The sequence below is a fragment of the Actinokineospora sp. genome (assembly GCF_052390155.1).
Lineage (GTDB): Bacteria > Actinomycetota > Actinomycetes > Mycobacteriales > Pseudonocardiaceae > Actinokineospora.
This window is the reverse complement of sequence record NZ_JBQTHF010000077.1, coordinates 1-15,947: the sequence shown is the minus strand read 5'-3', so window position 1 is coordinate 15,947 and position 15,947 is coordinate 1. Positions and strand designations below refer to the sequence as shown.

Below are 15,947 nucleotides of genomic sequence, written 5' to 3'. Positions count from 1 at the left end.
GCGGGGGGCCCCGTGGCCCCCGTGTGGCCGGGGGCCGGGGCGTCGCCGGTGCGGGTCGCCGGCCGTCACCACGTGGTGCGGCCCGACCCCGAGGGCAACGAGTTCTGCATCGCCTGACTGCTTGGCTCGCTCGACCATCGCACCACAAGGCGGTCAGTGTTGCCGATCACCTCGTCCGCCACACCGGCGCCCACCGCAAGCCCGGATACCCATCGGCACCGTGACCGTACCGGCGCCAGTGGTTCTCAGAACGGTCCACACCGTCCGCGAGGCGGCGGTGGACTGCGAACTGGCCCCGCAGGCCGGTTCACCAAAGTCCCCAGCCTGGCGAGGCTGCTGCGTGTGCCGACACCGGCTGACCGTGGTTCGGCGTCGTTTCACCGGCTCGGCGGTTGGTCCACTGTGGCGGTGCCGATCAGGGGGCTCCTGGTTGCCAGGCAGGCGAGGCCACCCGGGTGGTGATCAGCTCGGGTTCGGCTTCCGCGCGGCTCGTTCGGCTTTGTTCGCTCGCCACAGTCCGAAGACGACGGCGGCGGACAACAGGACCACTGGTAGCCAGAGCAGGACTCCGTCCCGGTACCCCGCCCGTTCACCTCGGCCCGGATCGGTCTCCGGCACGTCGGACTCGGCACCTGCGGGTGACCGTAGCGCTGTAGACGCGGGAGGGGTCCCGGATCGGCCGGGGTGCGCGGGGCACCCTGGCCGCGCGGGGGTCAGCTCGACGCCACCTCCCAGAGTTGGAACTTGGCGCCGAGGGGGTCGACGCAGTCGACCATGAGGCCGTAGGGCCTGTGCTGCACCGAGCCCGCTTCACCGCCGTTGTCGCGGACGCGGATGACCACGTCCTCGATGTCGGCGACCCGGTAGCAGAGCTGGACTTCGGGTTCCTGGGCGCTGTCGCCCCAGACGCCGAAGTCCTCCTTGTCTTCCACGCCCCACCCGTTCACGGCGGTGCCGGGGATCCACCGCCAGTCGAGAACAGCGCCGTAGAAGTCCTTGGCCCGGTCGGCGTCGGCGACGACCATGGTCACGTAGGCGACGTCGCCCGCGCGGTGGCGGGTGGCGGTCCCGGGTGGGGTGTTCAGCATCCAGCGGTGTCCGAACGGGTCGATCACGACCGCGACGCGCCCGTAGGGCTGGTTGTCGGGTTCGCGTTCGGCCGTCGCGCCGCGCTCGATCGCGCGGCGGAAGGTGGTGTCGGCGTCGGGGACCTGCACGTGCAGGGTGTGGCTGTGCGTGCTCCCGGAGGGCGCGGTCACCGGCACGTCGCCGATGCCGCCCTCGGCGAGCATGAGCACGGCGTCGCCGATGCCGATCTCGGCGTGCCCGACGGCGCCGTCGGGCATGACGTGCAACTCACCGCGCTGGTGGCCGTCGAACACCTCGATGTACCAGTCGATCGCGCGGCGGGCGTCGACGACGGCGATGTACGGGGTCACCGACGGCGGCCAGGCCACTTGGTCGGCGGGTATCCGGGTCGCGGCGGCAGCGGCGGGGGTCTGGGTCACGGGGGCTCCTTGGATCGTGCCGAGGATCGCGCGGCGCAGTCGCTCGCGCAGGTCCCCGACGAAGGCGGGGTCGGGCGCCGCGGGCACGGCCGGGGCGCGGAGGGCGTCCATCGGATCGGTCATGTCAGCACTCCTCTCCTGGCTGGTCGTGCGGGTAGTCGCGACGGAACGCGGTGCGGGCGCGCACGAGCAGCGCCTCGGTGGCGTGCACGGTGCGGCCCAGGTGGGCGGCGACGGCGGGCACGGGCAGGCCGTCGAGGTAGCGCAGGGTCAGCGCGGCCCGGTGGTGCGGGCCGAGACCCGCGAGTACGTCGCGGGCGACCATGGCGTCGAGCCGCAGGTCCCACGGGTCCTCGACCGGTGCGGGTTCGCCGTCGAGGACGCGCAGCCCGCGCTGTTCGCGTTCCTCCCGGCGCCAGTGGTCGGCCAGCTTGTGCCGGGCGACGCCGATCAGCCAGCCGATCGACAGCTCCGGCGCGTCCGGTTTGCGCAGCGCGCCGACGGCGGCGAGGAACGTCTCCGCCGCCAGGTCCTCGGCCAGGGCCGCTGACCGGCAGCGGGCCAGCAGGTAGCCGTAGACGTGCGGCAGCGCCTCGTCGTAGAGGGCCAGCAGCCCGAGTGACGGATCGGGCCGCACGCCTGGTTGCGTGCTCACATCCCCATCGTCGTCCGGGGTGGGCGGACTCCGACGGGGTCCGGGCGAATTTCTCGGCACGGCGTGCCGGTGCCACCCGATCGGGTGGCGGCGCTAGCGTGGCTGCCGTGCGTTCCCACGACTACGGCCGCGACGCCGTCTCCGGCGGCAGGCCGCGCAAGCAGATCCCCGAGCTGGCGGCCGAGCCGGGCCTGGTTGTCGAGGACCCGGCCAGCGGGTTCTGCGGGGCGGTGGTGCGGTTCGAGTACGGCAACGTGGTGCTGGAAGACCGGCACGGCCGACACCGGCTGTTCCCGCTCGCCCCGGCCGGGTTCCTGGTGGACGGCCGCCCGGTGACCCTGGTGCGTCCCGCGCCCGCGCCGACGCCTGCCGCGCGGGCGGTGTCGGCGTCGGGGTCGGTGCGGGTGCGTGGGCTGCGGGCGCGCACGGCGCGGGAGAGCCGGATCTGGGTCGAGGGCATCCACGACGCGGAGCTGGTGGAGCTGGTGTGGGGCCACGACCTGCGGGTGGAGGGCGTGGTGGTGGAGCCGCTCGACGGCATCGATCGGCTCGCGGAGCGGGTGGCGGAGTTCGGCACGGGACCGGGCAGGCGGCTGGGTGTGCTGGTCGATCACCTGGTGTCGGGGAGCAAGGAATCGCGGATCGTCGACGCGGTGGACGACGACGGTGTGCTGGTCACCGGGCACCCGTATGTGGATGTGTGGGCGGCGGTGAAGCCGTCGGTGGTGGGGATCGCGGCGTGGCCGAGTGTGCCGCGCGGGGTGCCGTGGAAGGAGGGCGTGTGCGCGGCCTTGGGCTGGGGCGCGCCCGCCGACGGGTGGCGCAGGGTGCGGGCGGCGGTGTCGGGTTTCCGCGATCTGGAGCCGCCGCTGGTGGGCGCGGTGGAGCGGCTGATCGACTTCGTCACCGACCCCGGGCGGTGACCGGGTCACGCGTCGATCACGCCTGAGGTGCGCTCGACTGCGGTCTGCGACGATAGGGCCATGGCGGCGCTGATATGGCTCATCGGTGGAGTGGTGCTGATCGCGGCGGAAATCCTCTCGGGGGACTTCTTCCTGCTGATGCTCGGTGTTTCGGCGTTGTCCGCGGCGGGCGCGGAGGCGGCGTTCGGCAACACGTTCGTCAGTTCCGCGGTGTTCGCGCTGGTCGCGCTGGGACTGATCACGGTGGCGCGGCCGGTGCTCAAGCGCCGCCTGCACGGCGCGCACATCCCGGACAACATCGCCGCCCTGGTCGGCGGCACGGCCACCGTGACGTCCACTGTGGACCACACGGGTGGCCGGATCAAACTGCGCGGCGAGGTGTGGTCGGCGCGCACGTTCGACGCGACCCAGGTGATCGAACCCGGCACCACGGTGACCGTCGTGGAGATCTCGGGCGCGACGGCCGTGGTGTGGGCCGAAGGGGGGTGACCCGGACGGGCGGATCAGCCGGAACGGCGGGCCGCGTTGTGATCTACTGCCCCCAGCGGGTGGGCCCGGTCAGGTTCCGCCGAGTCGGTGCGGAGCGGAGGACAGAGTGACCATCACCCTCGTCGTAGTCATCGTCGTGGTGCTGTTCGTGCTCACGGTGGTGGTCAAGTCGATCCTGGTGATCCCGCAGGCGCAGTCGGCGGTAATCGAGCGGCTGGGCCGCTTCCGCAATGTGGCCGAGCCGGGCCTGAACTTCCTGGTGCCGTTCTTCGACCGGGTGCGCGCCCGGATCGACCTGCGCGAGCAGGTGGTGTCGTTCCCGCCGCAGCCGGTGATCACCCGCGACAACCTGACCGTCTCGATCGACACGGTCATCTACTTCCAGGTGACCGATTCCCGCGCGGCGGTCTACGAGATATCGAACTACATCATCGCGGTGGAGCAGTTGACCACGACGACGCTGCGCAACGTGGTCGGCGGCATGAGTCTGGAGGAGACGCTGACCTCGCGCGACCAGATCAACAGCCAGTTGCGCGGTGTGTTGGACGACGAGACGGGCCGGTGGGGGATCCGGGTGGCGCGGGTGGAGCTCAAGGCGATCGACCCGCCACCGTCGATTCAGGACTCGATGGAGAAGCAGATGCGCGCCGACCGCGAGAAGCGCGCGGTCATCCTCAACGCCGAGGGCCAGCGCGAAGCGGCGATCAAGACCGCCGAAGGCCAGAAGCAGAGCCAGATCCTCGCCGCCGAGGGCGCCAAGCAGGCCACGATCATGGCGGCGGAGGCGGACCGGCAGTCGCGCATCCTCAAGGCCCAGGGTGAGCGCGCGGCCCGGTACCTGCAGGCGCAGGGCCAGGCGAAGGCGATCGAGAAGGTGTTCGCCGCGATCAAGGCGGGCCGCCCGACCCCGGAGGTGCTGGCCTACCAGTACCTGCAGACGCTGCCGCAGATGGCGCAGGGCGACGCGAACAAGGTGTGGATGATCCCGAGCGACTTCGGCAAGGCGCTGGAGGGCTTCGCCCGCCAACTCGGCGTCAAGGGCGACGACGGGGTGTTCCGCTACGAGCCCGCCGCCGCCGACGTGCCCGACGGCCGCCCCGAGGACGACGACGACTCGATCGCGGGCTGGTTCGACACCTCGACCGACCCCCGCATCGCCGAGGCGGTGCGCGCTGCGGAGGCTGTCGCGCGCCGGGAGGTCGGCGGCCCGCTGGCCTCGGTCCCGCCGATGCCCGAGCCCGCTCCCGAGCCGGTTCGGCCGGTGCCCGCGCAGTTGGCCGAGGACACCGAGCGCACCCAGGTCATCGCACCGCCCCCGCGCCCGGGCGGCGACGAGGGCGGCACGGAGTTGTCCGACGGTCGCCCCCAGGGCTGAGCGTGTCCACCGTGGTCCCGGTGTCACGCCGGGGACCACAGTGCTGTCAGGGGGTCAGGCGGAAGGTGAAGTACTCCACGGTCCAGCCGTCCTTGTCCAGGGTGGTGGTGGCGAGAACCTCGGTGGTGAACCCGTGCTCGTCGGCGCTGCGGCGCAGGTGGCCGAGGTCGCCGGAGGTGCCGAAGAACATCAGCATCCGGCCGCCGTCGGCGAGGTGGTCGCGGGCGCCCGCGAAGAAGGCGTTCATGGCCTGGTAGCCGGGGTCGGCGGACGCGGCTTCGAGGTGGTCGCGGGGGGTGAACCAGCGAAACGGCGGGTCGAACACGATCAGGTCGAACCGGCCGGTGACCTCGGTGAACACGTCGCTGTGCGCGACGGTGACCCGGTCGGCGACGCCGTTGTGTTCGGCGTTGGCGCGGGCGGCGGTCAGGGCGTGCGGGTTGATGTCGACGGCGAGCACGTCGGTGGACTTCGACGCGGCGAGCACCGCGTTGACGCCGCTGCCGGTGCCCATGTCGAGCACGCGGTCCCCGGCGCGGACCTCGGCGAGCACGGCCTCGCCGAGCAGGTGCGACACCCGGGTGATCGGGTGCACCTGCGGCGGCACGAGCAGGGTGCGGCCGAGGTAGTCGAAGGTCTGGTCGTGCTCGACGCGGGCGTCGCGGTAGGCGTCCTCGTGCCAGCGGCGGAGCCGGTCGGCGTACTCCGCGGACACTGTCGGCGTGTGCTCCATGATCACAACCCTAACGGTCTACTCGACGGTCAGCTTGGCCTCGGCCAGGCCGCGGGCGGCGGCGACGCGCTGGGCCTCGGTGTCGATGTCGGTGCGGGTGGCGGCGGGCAGCCGGTGGAACGATGTCACGGTCAGGTCGAGGCGGCGGCCCGCGGCCTTGGTGCGCCAGGTGCCGACGATCTCGCCGCCCGCGAGGACGGCGCCGGGGTTGCCGATCATGCGCCAGAGTTCCTTGCGGCGCGCCGCGTCGGGGACGAGCAGTTCGCGGTCGCGCAGTTGCAGCAGCGGGTCGTACGGCGGGACGAGCCGCACCAGGTCGGGCTCGGGTGCGGCACGCAGGGCGTCAAGGTGGGCCTCGGGGAACAGGTGTGGTCGACCCTCGACGGTGACTTCGGCGAGCCCCGCGGGCCACACCGGTCTCGTCTCGGTCTGGGTGGTCTCCAGGAACCCGGCGGCGGGGGGGTGGGTCGCGGGGCCGTGCACCCGCAGGTAGGACTCGATCACCGCGCCCGCGCCGCTCGACTGCCTGGGCACCCGGTGGCGTCCGGCGATCGGGCGCAGCAGGGTGGGCCGCGACTCGTTGCGCACCTCGACGCCCGCGGCGAGGCCGACGAGCTGGAACAGGCTGCCGTAGATGTGGGTGGCCGCGCAGGTGCGGCAGTCGTAGGAGAACTCGGCGGGCAGCGCGTGGCTGACCTCGGTGCTGACCTCGCCGCGGGTCTTCTCGGCGTCGACCGCGGCGCGCAACGCAGTCGCGCCCTCGGTGAACACGCTCAGCCCGGCGAGACCCGCCTTGCGGAACACCGTGCCGGACCCGCCGAGCCGGGCGAGGGCGTCGGCGTCGCTACGCGGCCACAGCCGCCCGGCCAGCGCGGCCACCTCGACACGGCGCATCAGGTGCGGCGCGCCGCGGAAGGTCCACACGGTGACCAACGAGTCGTCGTCGAGGGCGGCGCCGTCGGGCAGCCGCGCGGCGAGCGCGACCCTGGGGGAGCGGCCGCCACCGTCCTGGATGCCGAGGTCGAGCACGGCCAAGTCGGTCGCGGTCGCGGTGTCGCGGTGCAGTCCCTGGGCGGCGACGCGATAGGCGAGGACGCGCTCGCGAGTGAGGTCCACGCCGCCCATTGTGGACCCGACACCTGTCCTCGGCTGTCAGGTCCAGGTGGAGACTGGACGGGCGCGCGAGTCGGGCGGCCCGATCTCCGCTCAGCCGAAGTCGGTGCGCGATCGATCAGCTGCGCGCCGGTCACCGACGACGACATGCGTGCAACCCTCGCCAGCGTCGGGATGAGCGCGAAACAGGCCGAGGCGATCCTCGGGATGTCGACCGGGCTGCGTGACGGCTTCGTGCCCGAGCAGGCCCGTGACGCCACCTCGACCACCGCCACCACGCTGGCGGCCTGGTCCTACGACGTCCTGCGACCCTCCTCAGCGCCGAAGAAGGCGAACAGCAGCGCTGACAAGCACCAGATCACGGCCCAGACGCCGAGCTCCTCAACGGACATGGCACTTAGCTGCCGCCGATCGGCGGGCCTCGGCGCCCCGTTGTCTACTGGATCAATGGTTCGCATCGTGGTCCTCGCCGCCCTGGCGTCGCTGGCGGCGGGATGTTCGTCGACGACCGAAGGGACGCCCGTGGCCGCGTCCACGAGCGCCACGAAGGTGACCACCACCACCGCGAAGACCACCGCCACCACGCCGCCGCCCACCGCAGCAGCGGACGGGACCGACCTCACGGCGTGTGCGGACGGCACCTGCGAGGTGCGGATCGCAGGCGAGGCCGGCATCCCCGTCGCCCCGGCGTCCGGGATCGCCTTCTTCCAGGTTGCCGAGGTCACCGCGGACGCGGTGAGCATGGCGTTCGTCGCCGGGCCGGGCAGCTTCAGCTTCGGCTGCGACGGCGACGCCCGCTGCGAGAGCTCCGTCGTCGGCGCCTCCGCCGGTTCACCCGCGATCGCCTACGCCACCGGCCACCAAGGCGCCCGGTTCACCGCCAACCGGCTCACCGCGGCGGTCATCGCGGTCGGGGGCGGGTCGGCGATCCTGCGGATCACGACCGTCTAGCACGAATCAGTCGATCCGCACGACCACGTGGGACACCGCGGGACCCGGGGCCGCACCGCAGCTCACCGGCCGGTCGGGGCCGACCGCGCGCTCGGCGACGGTCACCCGCCACGCGCGGCCATCGGCGTGGGCGACGACGACGCGCCAGTTGTCCTCGTCGTCGCGGGTAGGCGGGCGCACGGTGAGCAGGTCGGGGTCGACAGTGTGGGTGAGCACGCGCACCGCGAGGTCGGCGGCCTGCCCGGCGGGGTGCCAGGTGCAGCGGCCGCGGCAGCGATCGGTGACCACCTCGGCCTGGTCGAGCAGCGCGCGGGCCCGGTCGCCGTCGAGATCGCCGTAGGCGTAGCCGGTGGGCAGCAGCAGCCCGGTCGGCGCGAAGCGGTGACCGCCGAGGTGACTCGACTCCCACACCGCGTCGCCGTGGTCGGCGGCCAGCAGCGCCGCGATCGGCCTGCCGCGCAGCGCACAGCACACGTCGCGGCGACCGTTGGTGCACACCAGCAGCAGCGGACCGGCCGCGGCCGCGCCGAACCCGCCGTGCTCACCCGCCCCGGCGGCGGCGAAGTCGAGGTCGAGCAGGTGTTTCGGGTCGGTGAGCGTGGTCTGGCGCAGGAACGTGCGACCGGGCACGGTGTGCGCCAGGTAGACCCGCCGCGGCACGGGCCGGTGCCGGTCGGGGTGGGAGCCGGGGCGGCGGATCAGCGCGACGCGCACGCCGGTGCCGTTGGTGCGGGCGGCGAGATCGGCGCCGAGCCCGACGTCGAGGTGGCTCCCGGTGAGCGCGTCACGTCCCCAGGGGCCGGGTTGCTCGACGCACAACCAGGTCGCGGCGGTCGCGGCGGTGCCCGCGAGGGGTTCGTCAAGGGCGCGGGACAGCACCGAGCAGGCGGTGTCGGGCAGCACCAGGGGAGTGGTCATCACCGCAAGGTTCTCACGGACGGTACCGCCGTTCGTGTGCACCCGTGCGGAACTCGGGTGATCCGGCGCACGGCCGGTGACTCAGCCCGTCGAGCGGTCGCTCGCCCGGGTGAGCCGCGCCGCCATCCAGCGCATCCGCTCGACCAGGTCGACCGGTTCGCGCACCTCGAACTCGCAGCCGATCAGCGAGATCCACACCGCGAGCCCGTCGAGGCTGTTCGCGCCCGCACGCAGGGTGCAGCGGTGCTCGTCGATCGCCTCCAACACCCCCGAGGTCGGCGTGATGCTCGGCGGCCCGCGCCAACGGCAGGTGCAGGGTGATCACGGCCTGACCGCGCCCGCACCGAGCTGGTAGCAGCCCGCGGTGCCGGTGGCGGCGTGCACCGGGTAGCCCAGGGAGCGCAGTTTGTCCATGTCACGGCGCACGGTCCGGTCGGTCACGCCGAGCCGCTCGGCCAGGTCGGCGCCCGACCAGTCGCGCCGGGTCTGCAACAGCGACAGCAGCCGCAGCAGCCGCGCGGAGGTCTCCACCATGGCGCCAAGTCTGACAGCCGTTGCGGACCAGACCTGCCCTAATCTCACTCGCGTGACGACGTTGACCCGCCAGGCCCTCAACCGCGCGCTCCTCGCCCGGCAACTCCTGCTGCGCCGCGAACGCCTGGACGCGGCGACCGCGATCGAGCGGCTGGTCGGGATGCAGGCGCAGGCGCCGAACCCGCCCTATGTAGGCCTGTGGTCGCGGCTGGCCGAGTTCGACTTCGCCGAACTGGCCGGACTGGTCGAGCGCCGCGAGGTGGTACGCATCGCCCTCATGCGCTCCACGATCCACCTGGTCACCGCCCGCGACTGCGCCCCGCTGCGCGCGGTGCTGCAACCCGTGCTCGACCGCGGGTTCCGCTCGGTGATCGGCGCCAAGTTCGACGGCCTGGACCTCGACGCCGTCGCCAACGCGGGCCGCGAGCTGGTGGCGACCGAGCCGATGACCTTCGCCGAGCTGGCCAGACGCCTCGCGCCGCGCTGGCCCGACCACGACCCCGCGCGCCTGGCAGGCGTGGTCCGCACCCGGGTGCCGCTGGTGCAGGTACCCCCACGCGGGCTGTGGGGAGTCGGCGGGTCCGCCCTGCACACCACGGCCGACGCCTGGCTCGGCGAACGCCCCGCGCCCACCCTCACCGTCGACGAACTGGTGCTGCGCTACCTGGCCGCGTTCGGCCCCGCGTCGGCCGCCGACGTCCAGGCGTGGTCGGGCCTGACCCGGCTGCGCGAAGTGCTCGACCGGCTCGGGCCCCGGCTGCGGACCTTCCGCGACGAGTCCGGCCGCGAACTGCACGACCTGCCCGACGCACCCCGCCCCGACCCGGACACCCCCGCACCCGCCCGGTTCGTCACCGACTACGACAACCTGCTGCTCTCCCACGCCGACCGCACCCGCGTGATCGCCGACGAACACCGCAAACCGGTCATCGGCGGCAGCGGCAACGGCATCGTCCGCGCGACCATCCTGGTCGACGGCCGGGTACGCGGCATGTGGCGCGTCGACCGCACCCGCGACACCGCGACCCTGGTGATCGAGCCGTTCACCGCACTATCCACAACGGACACGGAGGCGCTCGCCGCCGAGGGACACCGGCTGCTCGCCGCCACCGACCCCGCCGCGCGCACCGACGTCCACTTCACCTGACGACCAGCGCCACCGCGAACCCGTCGTGCCCCTTGCTGCCCACCGTCTGCACGGCGGTCGCCTCGACCCGCGGGTCCGCCGCCATCATCGCCAGCACCGAGCGCGTGCCCAGCACCGCCGGGTCGTCGCTGCCCGCGTCGGCGACCGCGCCACCGCGCACCACGTTGTCCACCACGATCACCGCCCCCGACCGGGTCAGCCGCAGCGCCCAGGCGAAGTAGTGCGGGTTGTTGGGCTTGTCGGCGTCGATGAACACGAAGTCGAACGGGTCCTCGTCGGCCAACGCGGGCAGCAGCTCCAGCGCGGCGCCGACCCGCACCTGCGCCACCCCGTCGAACCCGGCGCGCGCCAGGTTCGACCGCGCGACCTCCGCGTGGCGCGGCTCGTATTCCAGCGACACCAACGACCCGCCCTCGGGCAGCGCCCGGGCCAGCCAGATGGCGCTGTAGCCGCCCAGCGTGCCGATCTCCAGCACCCGCCGGGCACCGTGCACCCGGGCCAGCAGGTTGAGCAGCCTGCCCTGGTTGGGCGCGACGGCGATCTCGGGCAGCCCCGCGGCCGCACTCGCGGCCAGCGCCGCGGCCAGGACGGGGTCCTCGGGCAGCAGCGTGTCGCACAGGTAGTCGTCGACTGCGTGCCAGCGGTCCTCGGGCCCACTCACAACCCCACCCTAATATTTTCGACGTCGAGCCTGTCGTCACACCGTGCCCCTGCCGGTCAGACGGGCGCCCGCCGCGGTGGGATCGATCGGCATCAAGACCTATACCGCGGTCGCGCCCCGAAACGCGCCGGTCAGGAAAGCCGGGTCGCCCACGACGGAGCCACTGTCGGCGAACTCGCCGGGCGGCTCGGCTACCAGTCGGAAGCCGCGTTCAGCCGGGCATTCACACGCGTCGGCGGGATCACCCCCGGGGCCGCGCGTTCGGTCGGCCGTCGTCGTAGCCTTCGACCTCGCCCCAGCCGACAAACACGGCCAGTACCAAGGCTTCTTCGGCTCCGGCTTCGCCATCGCCAGCATGCTCGGCCCACTGCTGCTCACCACCCTGGTGCTCACCTGGGGCACTCCCGGCTGGCTGCTCCTCGGCGCCCTGTTCGCCGCCGCGGGCGCCGCGATGGGCCACGCCGTCCGCTGGGCCGAACGCACCCGACTGGCGGCGATCCCCGCGTGAGGCAGGGGAGTGCTACGCGGCGGCGGTGCGCGCGCCCAACACGCGCGCGCCCGCGTCCGTCACCGTGACCCGCGCGTCCCGCGTCCCGACCCCAGGCCGGATCGAGACCAGCCCCCGCCGCTCCAAGAGCGTCAAGGCATCGGCCTCCCACTGCGGAACCCGCCCGGCGGGCGACCCGTCCTCGCTCGCCCACAGGAACCCCATGGGCGCACCCCAGAGTCCATTGTGGAACAACACTGACCCGGCCGCGGCGTGCCGCAACGCGTTCGTCTCGTTATCCGTCATCTCGCACCTCCGACGCTAGTGGCGACGGTCACACCCTTGGTAGCAGGCTGCCCTGACAGATCGATGACCCGGAACCCGCGCCTGATCCGCCGTGACCCCCCTCACATAACCCGACACCACCCCAGCAAAACCCCACTCCCGGAGTCCCGTCCCCGGACCAGGGGGAGCGCGCTCAACGCCTTACTTAACATAATGTAGATTATCGACTTTATCGCGACCTGCGCGGATGACCAGAAGGGGCCTGTGTCGAGCCCCGTTCGTCGCAACGCCTGGACTGTCAGGATTCGAACAGCGCCGTCGAACTCGGTCTACTGAGCCCTTGGACGTTCCGTCGCCGGACAGTGTCGGTCGCGGCGCATCCAGGGGCGACGTCAGGGGAAACGTCACCGTGACGTTATGGCCGTGGGCCCCCCCCGACTTCCGCGCTGGGCGAATCGATCCCGCGGCTCATCGAACATATGTTTCATGGATAACCCTCATTATGCAGCACTCTGGGAGTTGCCCCAGGTCTGCGCGATGACCACTGTTCCCGACCGCGCTCCCCTGGGATCATCGGCGGATGATCACCGACGAGATGATCGACGCCGAACTGGCCGCGTTATGGCCCGTGACGCCGCGCAAGATCCCCTTCGCCGGGACCTGGGTGGTGGGCCCCTACCCCGATCGCGATGTCGACAGGCGCACGGTGGCGGTGTTGGCCTACGGCCCCGGTATCGCGGCGATGGGGGTAGATCGGGCGACGGGTGAAGTGCTGCGGCTCGACGATGACGGTGTCAACGTCGTCAACTCCTCGCTCGCGGCGTTGGTGGCCAGTTCCGGGGTCTACGGCGCGGCGGTACGGGAGGCCGGCCGACTGGACGACGACAACGACCTCGCCGCCATCGGCGACCGGACGTGGGCGGCGATCGGGCAGATCGACGCGGACGCCGGGCCGTTCTGGTCTGTCGCGGCCGGGGAACTGGGCTACGACCTGCCCGAGTGACCCGACGTTGTCGGTGGGACACGGTAAGCATCCGGGTGTGAAGTTGATCGAGGCACACAACGCGTTCTTCGTCGCGCGGCGGCCCCGCAAGGACTCCCCGCACACCACGGCGGCCTACCGGCGCGACCTCGCGGGGGTGACGGCGATGCTGGCCGACGAACTGGAAACCCCGGACGCGGAGATCGAGTTGGCGGCGGTGTCGGCGCGGCCGCTGCGGGCGGCGTTCGGGGCGTTCGCGGACACGCACGCGAAGAGTTCGGTGGCGCGGGCGTGGTCGACCTGGAACCAGTTCTTCCAGTTCTGCGTGGCGGACGGGTTCGCGGCGGGCAATCCGATGGGGGCGATCGGCAGGCCGCGGCCGGAACCGTTGTCCCCCAAGCCGTTGCGGGGCGAGGGGACGCCGGAGGAGTTGCTGTCGGCGATCGCTGGTGGGGCGCGGCGGGCGCGGGCGCCGTGGGCGGAGCGGGATCTGGTGGTGTTGGCGTTGGGGCTGGTGGCGGGGCTGCGGGCGGCGGAGATGCGGGCGCTGCGGCGTTCGTCGGTGGTGGGGCGTCCGGGTGAGCGGCGGTTGTTCGTGCACGGCAAGGCGAATCGGGAGCGGTCGATTCCCATCGAGCCGCCGTTGGAGCGGATGCTGGCGTCCTATGTGGACTCATGTGACGGGCGGTTTCCCGGGCTGCGGTTCACCGCGGAGTCGCCGCTGCTGCTGGGCTCCGATGGCGCGGGGATCCGGCGGGGGGCGTTGGACTACCTGGTGAAGTCGTGTTTCCGGTGGGCTGGGTGCCGCGACCGGGTGCCCGCGGGGGCGAATCTGCACGCGCTTCGGCACACGTTCGCGACGCGGTTGGCCGAGGACGGGGCGAACGCGGTGGAGATCATGGTGCTGCTCGGGCACGCGAGTCTGAACACGAGCCAGAACTACATCGACGCGACGGGCAAAGAGCGGCGCGCGGCGGCGGCGAGCAACCGGACGTATCAGGCGTTGGCGGAGCTGACCGGCCAGTACGCTGCGGAGTGATGAGACGCAGGCTCCGCTCGCCGCTGCCCCAGCGGCATGGGCTCGACGCGGCCCGGTTGCGGCTGCCGGACGAGGGTTCGTGGGCGACGATCCGGGATCACCTGGTGCAGCGACTCCCCCGGGTCGATCCGGCGCGGATCGACGCGATGCTGGCCGAGGAGCGGATCGTCGGGCTGGACGGGCCGGTGGCGGTGGACGCGCCGTACGCGCCGGGGACCTTTGTGTGGTTCCACCGGGATCTGCCGGTCGAGGTGCCGGTGCCGTTCGAGATCGGTGTGGTGTTCCGCGACGAGGATCTGCTGGTGGTGGACAAGCCGCATTTCCTGGCGACGATCCCGCGGGGGCAGCACATCGTGCAGACGGCGCTGGTGCGGTTGCGGCTGGAGTTGGGTATCCCGGCGTTGAGTCCGGCGCACCGGTTGGACCGGGTCACGGCCGGGTTGTTGATGTTCGTGGTGCGGCCTGAACTGCGGGGGGCGTATCAGACGTTGTTCCGGGATCGGAAGGTGCGCAAGGAGTACGAGGCGGTCGCCCCGTACGACCCGGATCTGGTGTTGCCGACGGTGGTGCGCAGCCGGATCGTGAAGGAGCGGGGGGTGATCACCGCTCAGGAGGTGCCCGGGGAGCCGAACGCGGAGACGCGGGTGGAACTGCTGGCGTACCGGGACGGGGTGGGCCGGTATCGGCTGACGCCGTCGACCGGGCGGACGCATCAGCTTCGGGTGCATATGAGCGGGTTGGGGGTGCCGATCCTGGGTGACGATTTCTACCCGGTGCTCACCGAGAAGCCGTTGGACGATTTCACCCGGCCGCTGCAGTTGCTGTCGCGGGTGCTGGAGTTCACCGATCCGGTGTCCGGGCGGCCGCGGCGGTTCGAGAGTCGGTCGCGGTTGGCGGCGTGGGACTCCCCTGGCGTGTGGGCCCGATAATTCGGGCGACAGCGGCGGGTCGGGCGGTTAGCCTCGCGCCATGCCTTTGCCCTTTGGTTGACGTCGCATCCCTGGTTCCGCGCGCAGGCTGACGCGGCTGAGTATCTGGTGGGCCGTGCTCACCTACCTCGTGCCGATCTATCCGCTGTACGCGGTGTTCTTCGCCGACACCGGTCTGTCCGGTGCTGAAATTTCGGCGTTGTTCGTGATCTGGTCGTCGGTCGGGATTGTGGCCGAGGTGCCGATGGGGGCGCTGGCCGACCGGTTCTCGCGGCGTTCGTCGCTGGTGGCGGCCAATGTGTTCGAGGCCGCGGGCTACGTGCTGTGGATCATGATGCCTGGGTTCGCCGGGTTCGCCGCCGGGTTCGTGTTGTGGGGGCTGGGTGGCGCCCTGGAGTCGGGTGCGTTCGAGGCGCTGCTCTATGACGGGCTCGCCGAGGTGGGTGCGGAGTCGGAGTTCGCGCGGGTCAACGGGTGGGTGACGGCGGCGAATCTGCTGGCGGCGCTGCCCTCGGCCGCGGCGGCGTCGCTGTTGTTCGCGCTGGGTGGCTACCGGTTGGCGGCGTGGGTGAGTGTGGCGGTGTGTCTGGTGTCGGCGCTGGTCGCGGCGCTGTTCCCCGAGCCGGCGCATGGTGGTGACGACGACGAACTGGGGTACCTGGCGCTGTTGCGTGCCGGTCTGCGGGAGGCGTCGGCGCGGCCGGGGGTGCGCACGGCGTTGGTCGTGGTCGCGCTGCTGGGCGGGTTGGACGCGTTCGAGGAGTATTTCCCGCTGATGGCCCAGGACTGGGGGGTGCCGTCGGGGTTGGTGCCGATGGCGATGGTGGGGATTCCGTTGGCGGGGGCGGCTGGTGCCGCGTTGGGCGGTGTCGCGGGCCGGTGGCGGTCGGGGACGCTGGCGTGGGTGTTGGGTGCGGCGACGGTGCTGCTCGCAGTGTCGGGTTGGTGGGGGCGTCCGGTCGGGTTGGTGCTGGTCGCGGCGTTCTACGGGCTCTACCGGGTGGTGCTCGTGGTCGCGGAGGCCCGGTTGCAGGACGCCATCGAGGGTCCGGCGCGGGCGACGGTGACGTCGGTGGCCGCGATCGGGATGGAGTTCGCGGCGCTGAGCCTCTACGGAGTGTGGGCGATCGGCGAGGTGGTGGGTGTGGCGGCGATGGTGGGGCTGGTGGCGTTGGCGCTGCCCCGCTGGCTGCGGGTCCGCTCCCCCGCCGTGGTGCC

At 72.2% G+C, this 15,947-nt stretch carries 18 protein-coding genes and 1 pseudogene; 10 read left to right on the top strand and 9 right to left on the bottom strand.

The genetic code is table 11. From position 1 onward, the window contains the following. Positions 1-713: 713 nt before the first annotated feature. Both ACT4N7_RS24900 and ACT4N7_RS24895 read right to left on the bottom strand, forming a co-directional pair. Positions 714-1,631 carry a VOC family protein gene (locus tag ACT4N7_RS24900; protein WP_444831265.1) on the bottom strand — a complete coding sequence of 306 codons (918 nt, stop codon included), beginning with the start codon at positions 1,629-1,631 and terminating at the stop codon, positions 714-716. 1 nt (position 1,632) lies between these two features. Further along, positions 1,633-2,163 carry an RNA polymerase sigma factor gene (locus ACT4N7_RS24895; RefSeq protein ID WP_444831264.1) on the bottom strand — a complete coding sequence of 177 codons (531 nt, stop codon included), beginning with the start codon at positions 2,161-2,163 and terminating at the stop codon, positions 1,633-1,635. A 107-nt stretch (positions 2,164-2,270) separates the two neighbouring features. On the opposite strand from ACT4N7_RS24895, the gene ACT4N7_RS24890 reads away from it, so the two are divergent. The 3 genes from ACT4N7_RS24890 (at position 2,271) to ACT4N7_RS24880 (ending at position 4,950) form a co-directional block, all read left to right on the top strand. Then, a complete protein-coding gene (locus tag ACT4N7_RS24890) occupies positions 2,271-3,086 on the top strand; it encodes a DUF3097 domain-containing protein (RefSeq protein WP_444831263.1) in 816 nt (271 codons plus the stop codon). Between the two features lie 60 nt (positions 3,087-3,146). Beyond that, complete coding sequence (locus ACT4N7_RS24885) at positions 3,147-3,575, top strand: NfeD family protein (protein WP_444831262.1); 429 nt, start codon at positions 3,147-3,149, stop codon at positions 3,573-3,575. Between the two features lie 112 nt (positions 3,576-3,687). After that, on the top strand, positions 3,688-4,950 hold the full coding sequence (locus ACT4N7_RS24880) for an SPFH domain-containing protein (RefSeq protein WP_444831266.1): 1,263 nt from the start codon (positions 3,688-3,690) through the stop codon (positions 4,948-4,950). Between the two features lie 46 nt (positions 4,951-4,996). Here the strand turns inward: ACT4N7_RS24880 and ACT4N7_RS24875 are convergent, their stop codons facing one another. Then, complete coding sequence (locus ACT4N7_RS24875; protein ID WP_444831261.1) at positions 4,997-5,683, bottom strand: methyltransferase; 687 nt, start codon at positions 5,681-5,683, stop codon at positions 4,997-4,999. Positions 5,684-5,701: 18 nt separating this feature from the next. Then, positions 5,702-6,799 carry a DNA glycosylase AlkZ-like family protein gene (locus ACT4N7_RS24870; RefSeq protein ID WP_444831260.1) on the bottom strand — a complete coding sequence of 366 codons (1,098 nt, stop codon included), beginning with the start codon at positions 6,797-6,799 and terminating at the stop codon, positions 5,702-5,704. 144 nt (positions 6,800-6,943) lie between these two features. Here ACT4N7_RS24870 and ACT4N7_RS24865 point away from each other — a divergent pair, with 144 nt between their 5' ends. After that, entirely contained in the window at positions 6,944-7,747 is an 804-nt protein-coding gene (locus ACT4N7_RS24865; protein WP_444831259.1) for a hypothetical protein, read from the top strand. A 6-nt stretch (positions 7,748-7,753) separates the two neighbouring features. On the opposite strand, the gene ACT4N7_RS24860 is transcribed toward ACT4N7_RS24865, so the two are convergent. From ACT4N7_RS24860 to ACT4N7_RS24850, 3 genes and pseudogenes are all read right to left on the bottom strand, one after another. Further along, positions 7,754-8,665, bottom strand: a complete 912-nt coding sequence (locus ACT4N7_RS24860) for a sucrase ferredoxin (protein ID WP_444831258.1) — start codon at positions 8,663-8,665, stop codon at positions 7,754-7,756. A gap of 81 nt (positions 8,666-8,746) precedes the next feature. Further along, the gene (locus ACT4N7_RS24855; protein ID WP_444831257.1) at positions 8,747-8,932 is read right to left on the bottom strand and encodes a hypothetical protein; all 186 of its coding nucleotides are present in this window, start codon (positions 8,930-8,932) and stop codon (positions 8,747-8,749) included. Between the two features lie 57 nt (positions 8,933-8,989). Further along, positions 8,990-9,199 (bottom strand): annotated as a pseudogene (locus ACT4N7_RS24850) (helix-turn-helix transcriptional regulator); the annotation flags it as partial. A 52-nt stretch (positions 9,200-9,251) separates the two neighbouring features. Here ACT4N7_RS24850 and ACT4N7_RS24845 point away from each other — a divergent pair. After that, positions 9,252-10,346, top strand: coding sequence for a winged helix DNA-binding domain-containing protein (locus tag ACT4N7_RS24845; RefSeq protein WP_444831256.1), 1,095 nt, complete (start codon positions 9,252-9,254; stop codon positions 10,344-10,346). Here the strand turns inward: ACT4N7_RS24845 and ACT4N7_RS24840 are convergent. Then, on the bottom strand, positions 10,339-11,007 hold the full coding sequence (locus ACT4N7_RS24840; protein ID WP_444831255.1) for an O-methyltransferase: 669 nt from the start codon (positions 11,005-11,007) through the stop codon (positions 10,339-10,341). The genes ACT4N7_RS24845 and ACT4N7_RS24840 overlap by 8 nt on opposite strands. Positions 11,008-11,362: 355 nt before the next feature. Between ACT4N7_RS24840 and ACT4N7_RS24835 the strand changes: the two genes are divergently transcribed. Further along, positions 11,363-11,515 carry a hypothetical protein gene (locus tag ACT4N7_RS24835; RefSeq protein WP_444831254.1) on the top strand — a complete coding sequence of 51 codons (153 nt, stop codon included), beginning with the start codon at positions 11,363-11,365 and terminating at the stop codon, positions 11,513-11,515. Positions 11,516-11,527: 12 nt separating this feature from the next. Here the strand turns inward: ACT4N7_RS24835 and ACT4N7_RS24830 are convergent, their stop codons facing one another. Further along, positions 11,528-11,800 carry a hypothetical protein gene (locus ACT4N7_RS24830; RefSeq protein WP_444831253.1) on the bottom strand — a complete coding sequence of 91 codons (273 nt, stop codon included), beginning with the start codon at positions 11,798-11,800 and terminating at the stop codon, positions 11,528-11,530. Between the two features lie 559 nt (positions 11,801-12,359). Between ACT4N7_RS24830 and ACT4N7_RS24825 the strand changes: the two genes are divergently transcribed. The 4 genes from ACT4N7_RS24825 to ACT4N7_RS24810 all read left to right on the top strand — a co-directional run. Then, a complete protein-coding gene (locus ACT4N7_RS24825) occupies positions 12,360-12,782 on the top strand; it encodes an SUKH-4 family immunity protein (protein WP_444831252.1) in 423 nt (140 codons plus the stop codon). A 37-nt stretch (positions 12,783-12,819) separates the two neighbouring features. Next, positions 12,820-13,800 (top strand): tyrosine-type recombinase/integrase, encoded by a 981-nt coding sequence (locus ACT4N7_RS24820; RefSeq protein WP_444831251.1) that lies wholly within the window; start codon positions 12,820-12,822, stop codon positions 13,798-13,800. Next, complete coding sequence (locus ACT4N7_RS24815; protein WP_444831250.1) at positions 13,800-14,729, top strand: RluA family pseudouridine synthase; 930 nt, start codon at positions 13,800-13,802, stop codon at positions 14,727-14,729. Before ACT4N7_RS24820 ends, ACT4N7_RS24815 begins: the two co-directional genes overlap by 1 nt. A 115-nt stretch (positions 14,730-14,844) precedes the next feature. Beyond that, positions 14,845-15,947 (top strand): MFS transporter (locus ACT4N7_RS24810; RefSeq protein WP_444831249.1); only part of this gene is annotated, 1,103 nt, incomplete at its 3' end.

Excerpts from the sequence above, each read along its gene's own strand:
- ACT4N7_RS24885 (WP_444831262.1), top strand. The coding sequence starts at position 3,147 with ATGGCGGCGCTGATATGGCTCATCGGTGGAGTGGTGCTGATCGCGGCG.
- ACT4N7_RS24825 (WP_444831252.1), top strand. The coding sequence starts at position 12,360 with ATGATCACCGACGAGATGATCGACGCCGAACTGGCCGCGTTATGGCCC.
- ACT4N7_RS24865 (WP_444831259.1), top strand. The coding sequence starts at position 6,944 with ATGCGTGCAACCCTCGCCAGCGTCGGGATGAGCGCGAAACAGGCCGAG.
- ACT4N7_RS24900 (WP_444831265.1), bottom strand. The coding sequence starts at position 1,631 with ATGACCGATCCGATGGACGCCCTCCGCGCCCCGGCCGTGCCCGCGGCG.
- ACT4N7_RS24835 (WP_444831254.1), top strand. The coding sequence starts at position 11,363 with ATGCTCGGCCCACTGCTGCTCACCACCCTGGTGCTCACCTGGGGCACT.
- ACT4N7_RS24875 (WP_444831261.1), bottom strand. The coding sequence starts at position 5,683 with ATGGAGCACACGCCGACAGTGTCCGCGGAGTACGCCGACCGGCTCCGC.
- ACT4N7_RS24815 (WP_444831250.1), top strand. The coding sequence starts at position 13,800 with ATGAGACGCAGGCTCCGCTCGCCGCTGCCCCAGCGGCATGGGCTCGAC.
- ACT4N7_RS24830 (WP_444831253.1), bottom strand. The coding sequence starts at position 11,800 with ATGACGGATAACGAGACGAACGCGTTGCGGCACGCCGCGGCCGGGTCA.
- ACT4N7_RS24860 (WP_444831258.1), bottom strand. The coding sequence starts at position 8,665 with ATGACCACTCCCCTGGTGCTGCCCGACACCGCCTGCTCGGTGCTGTCC.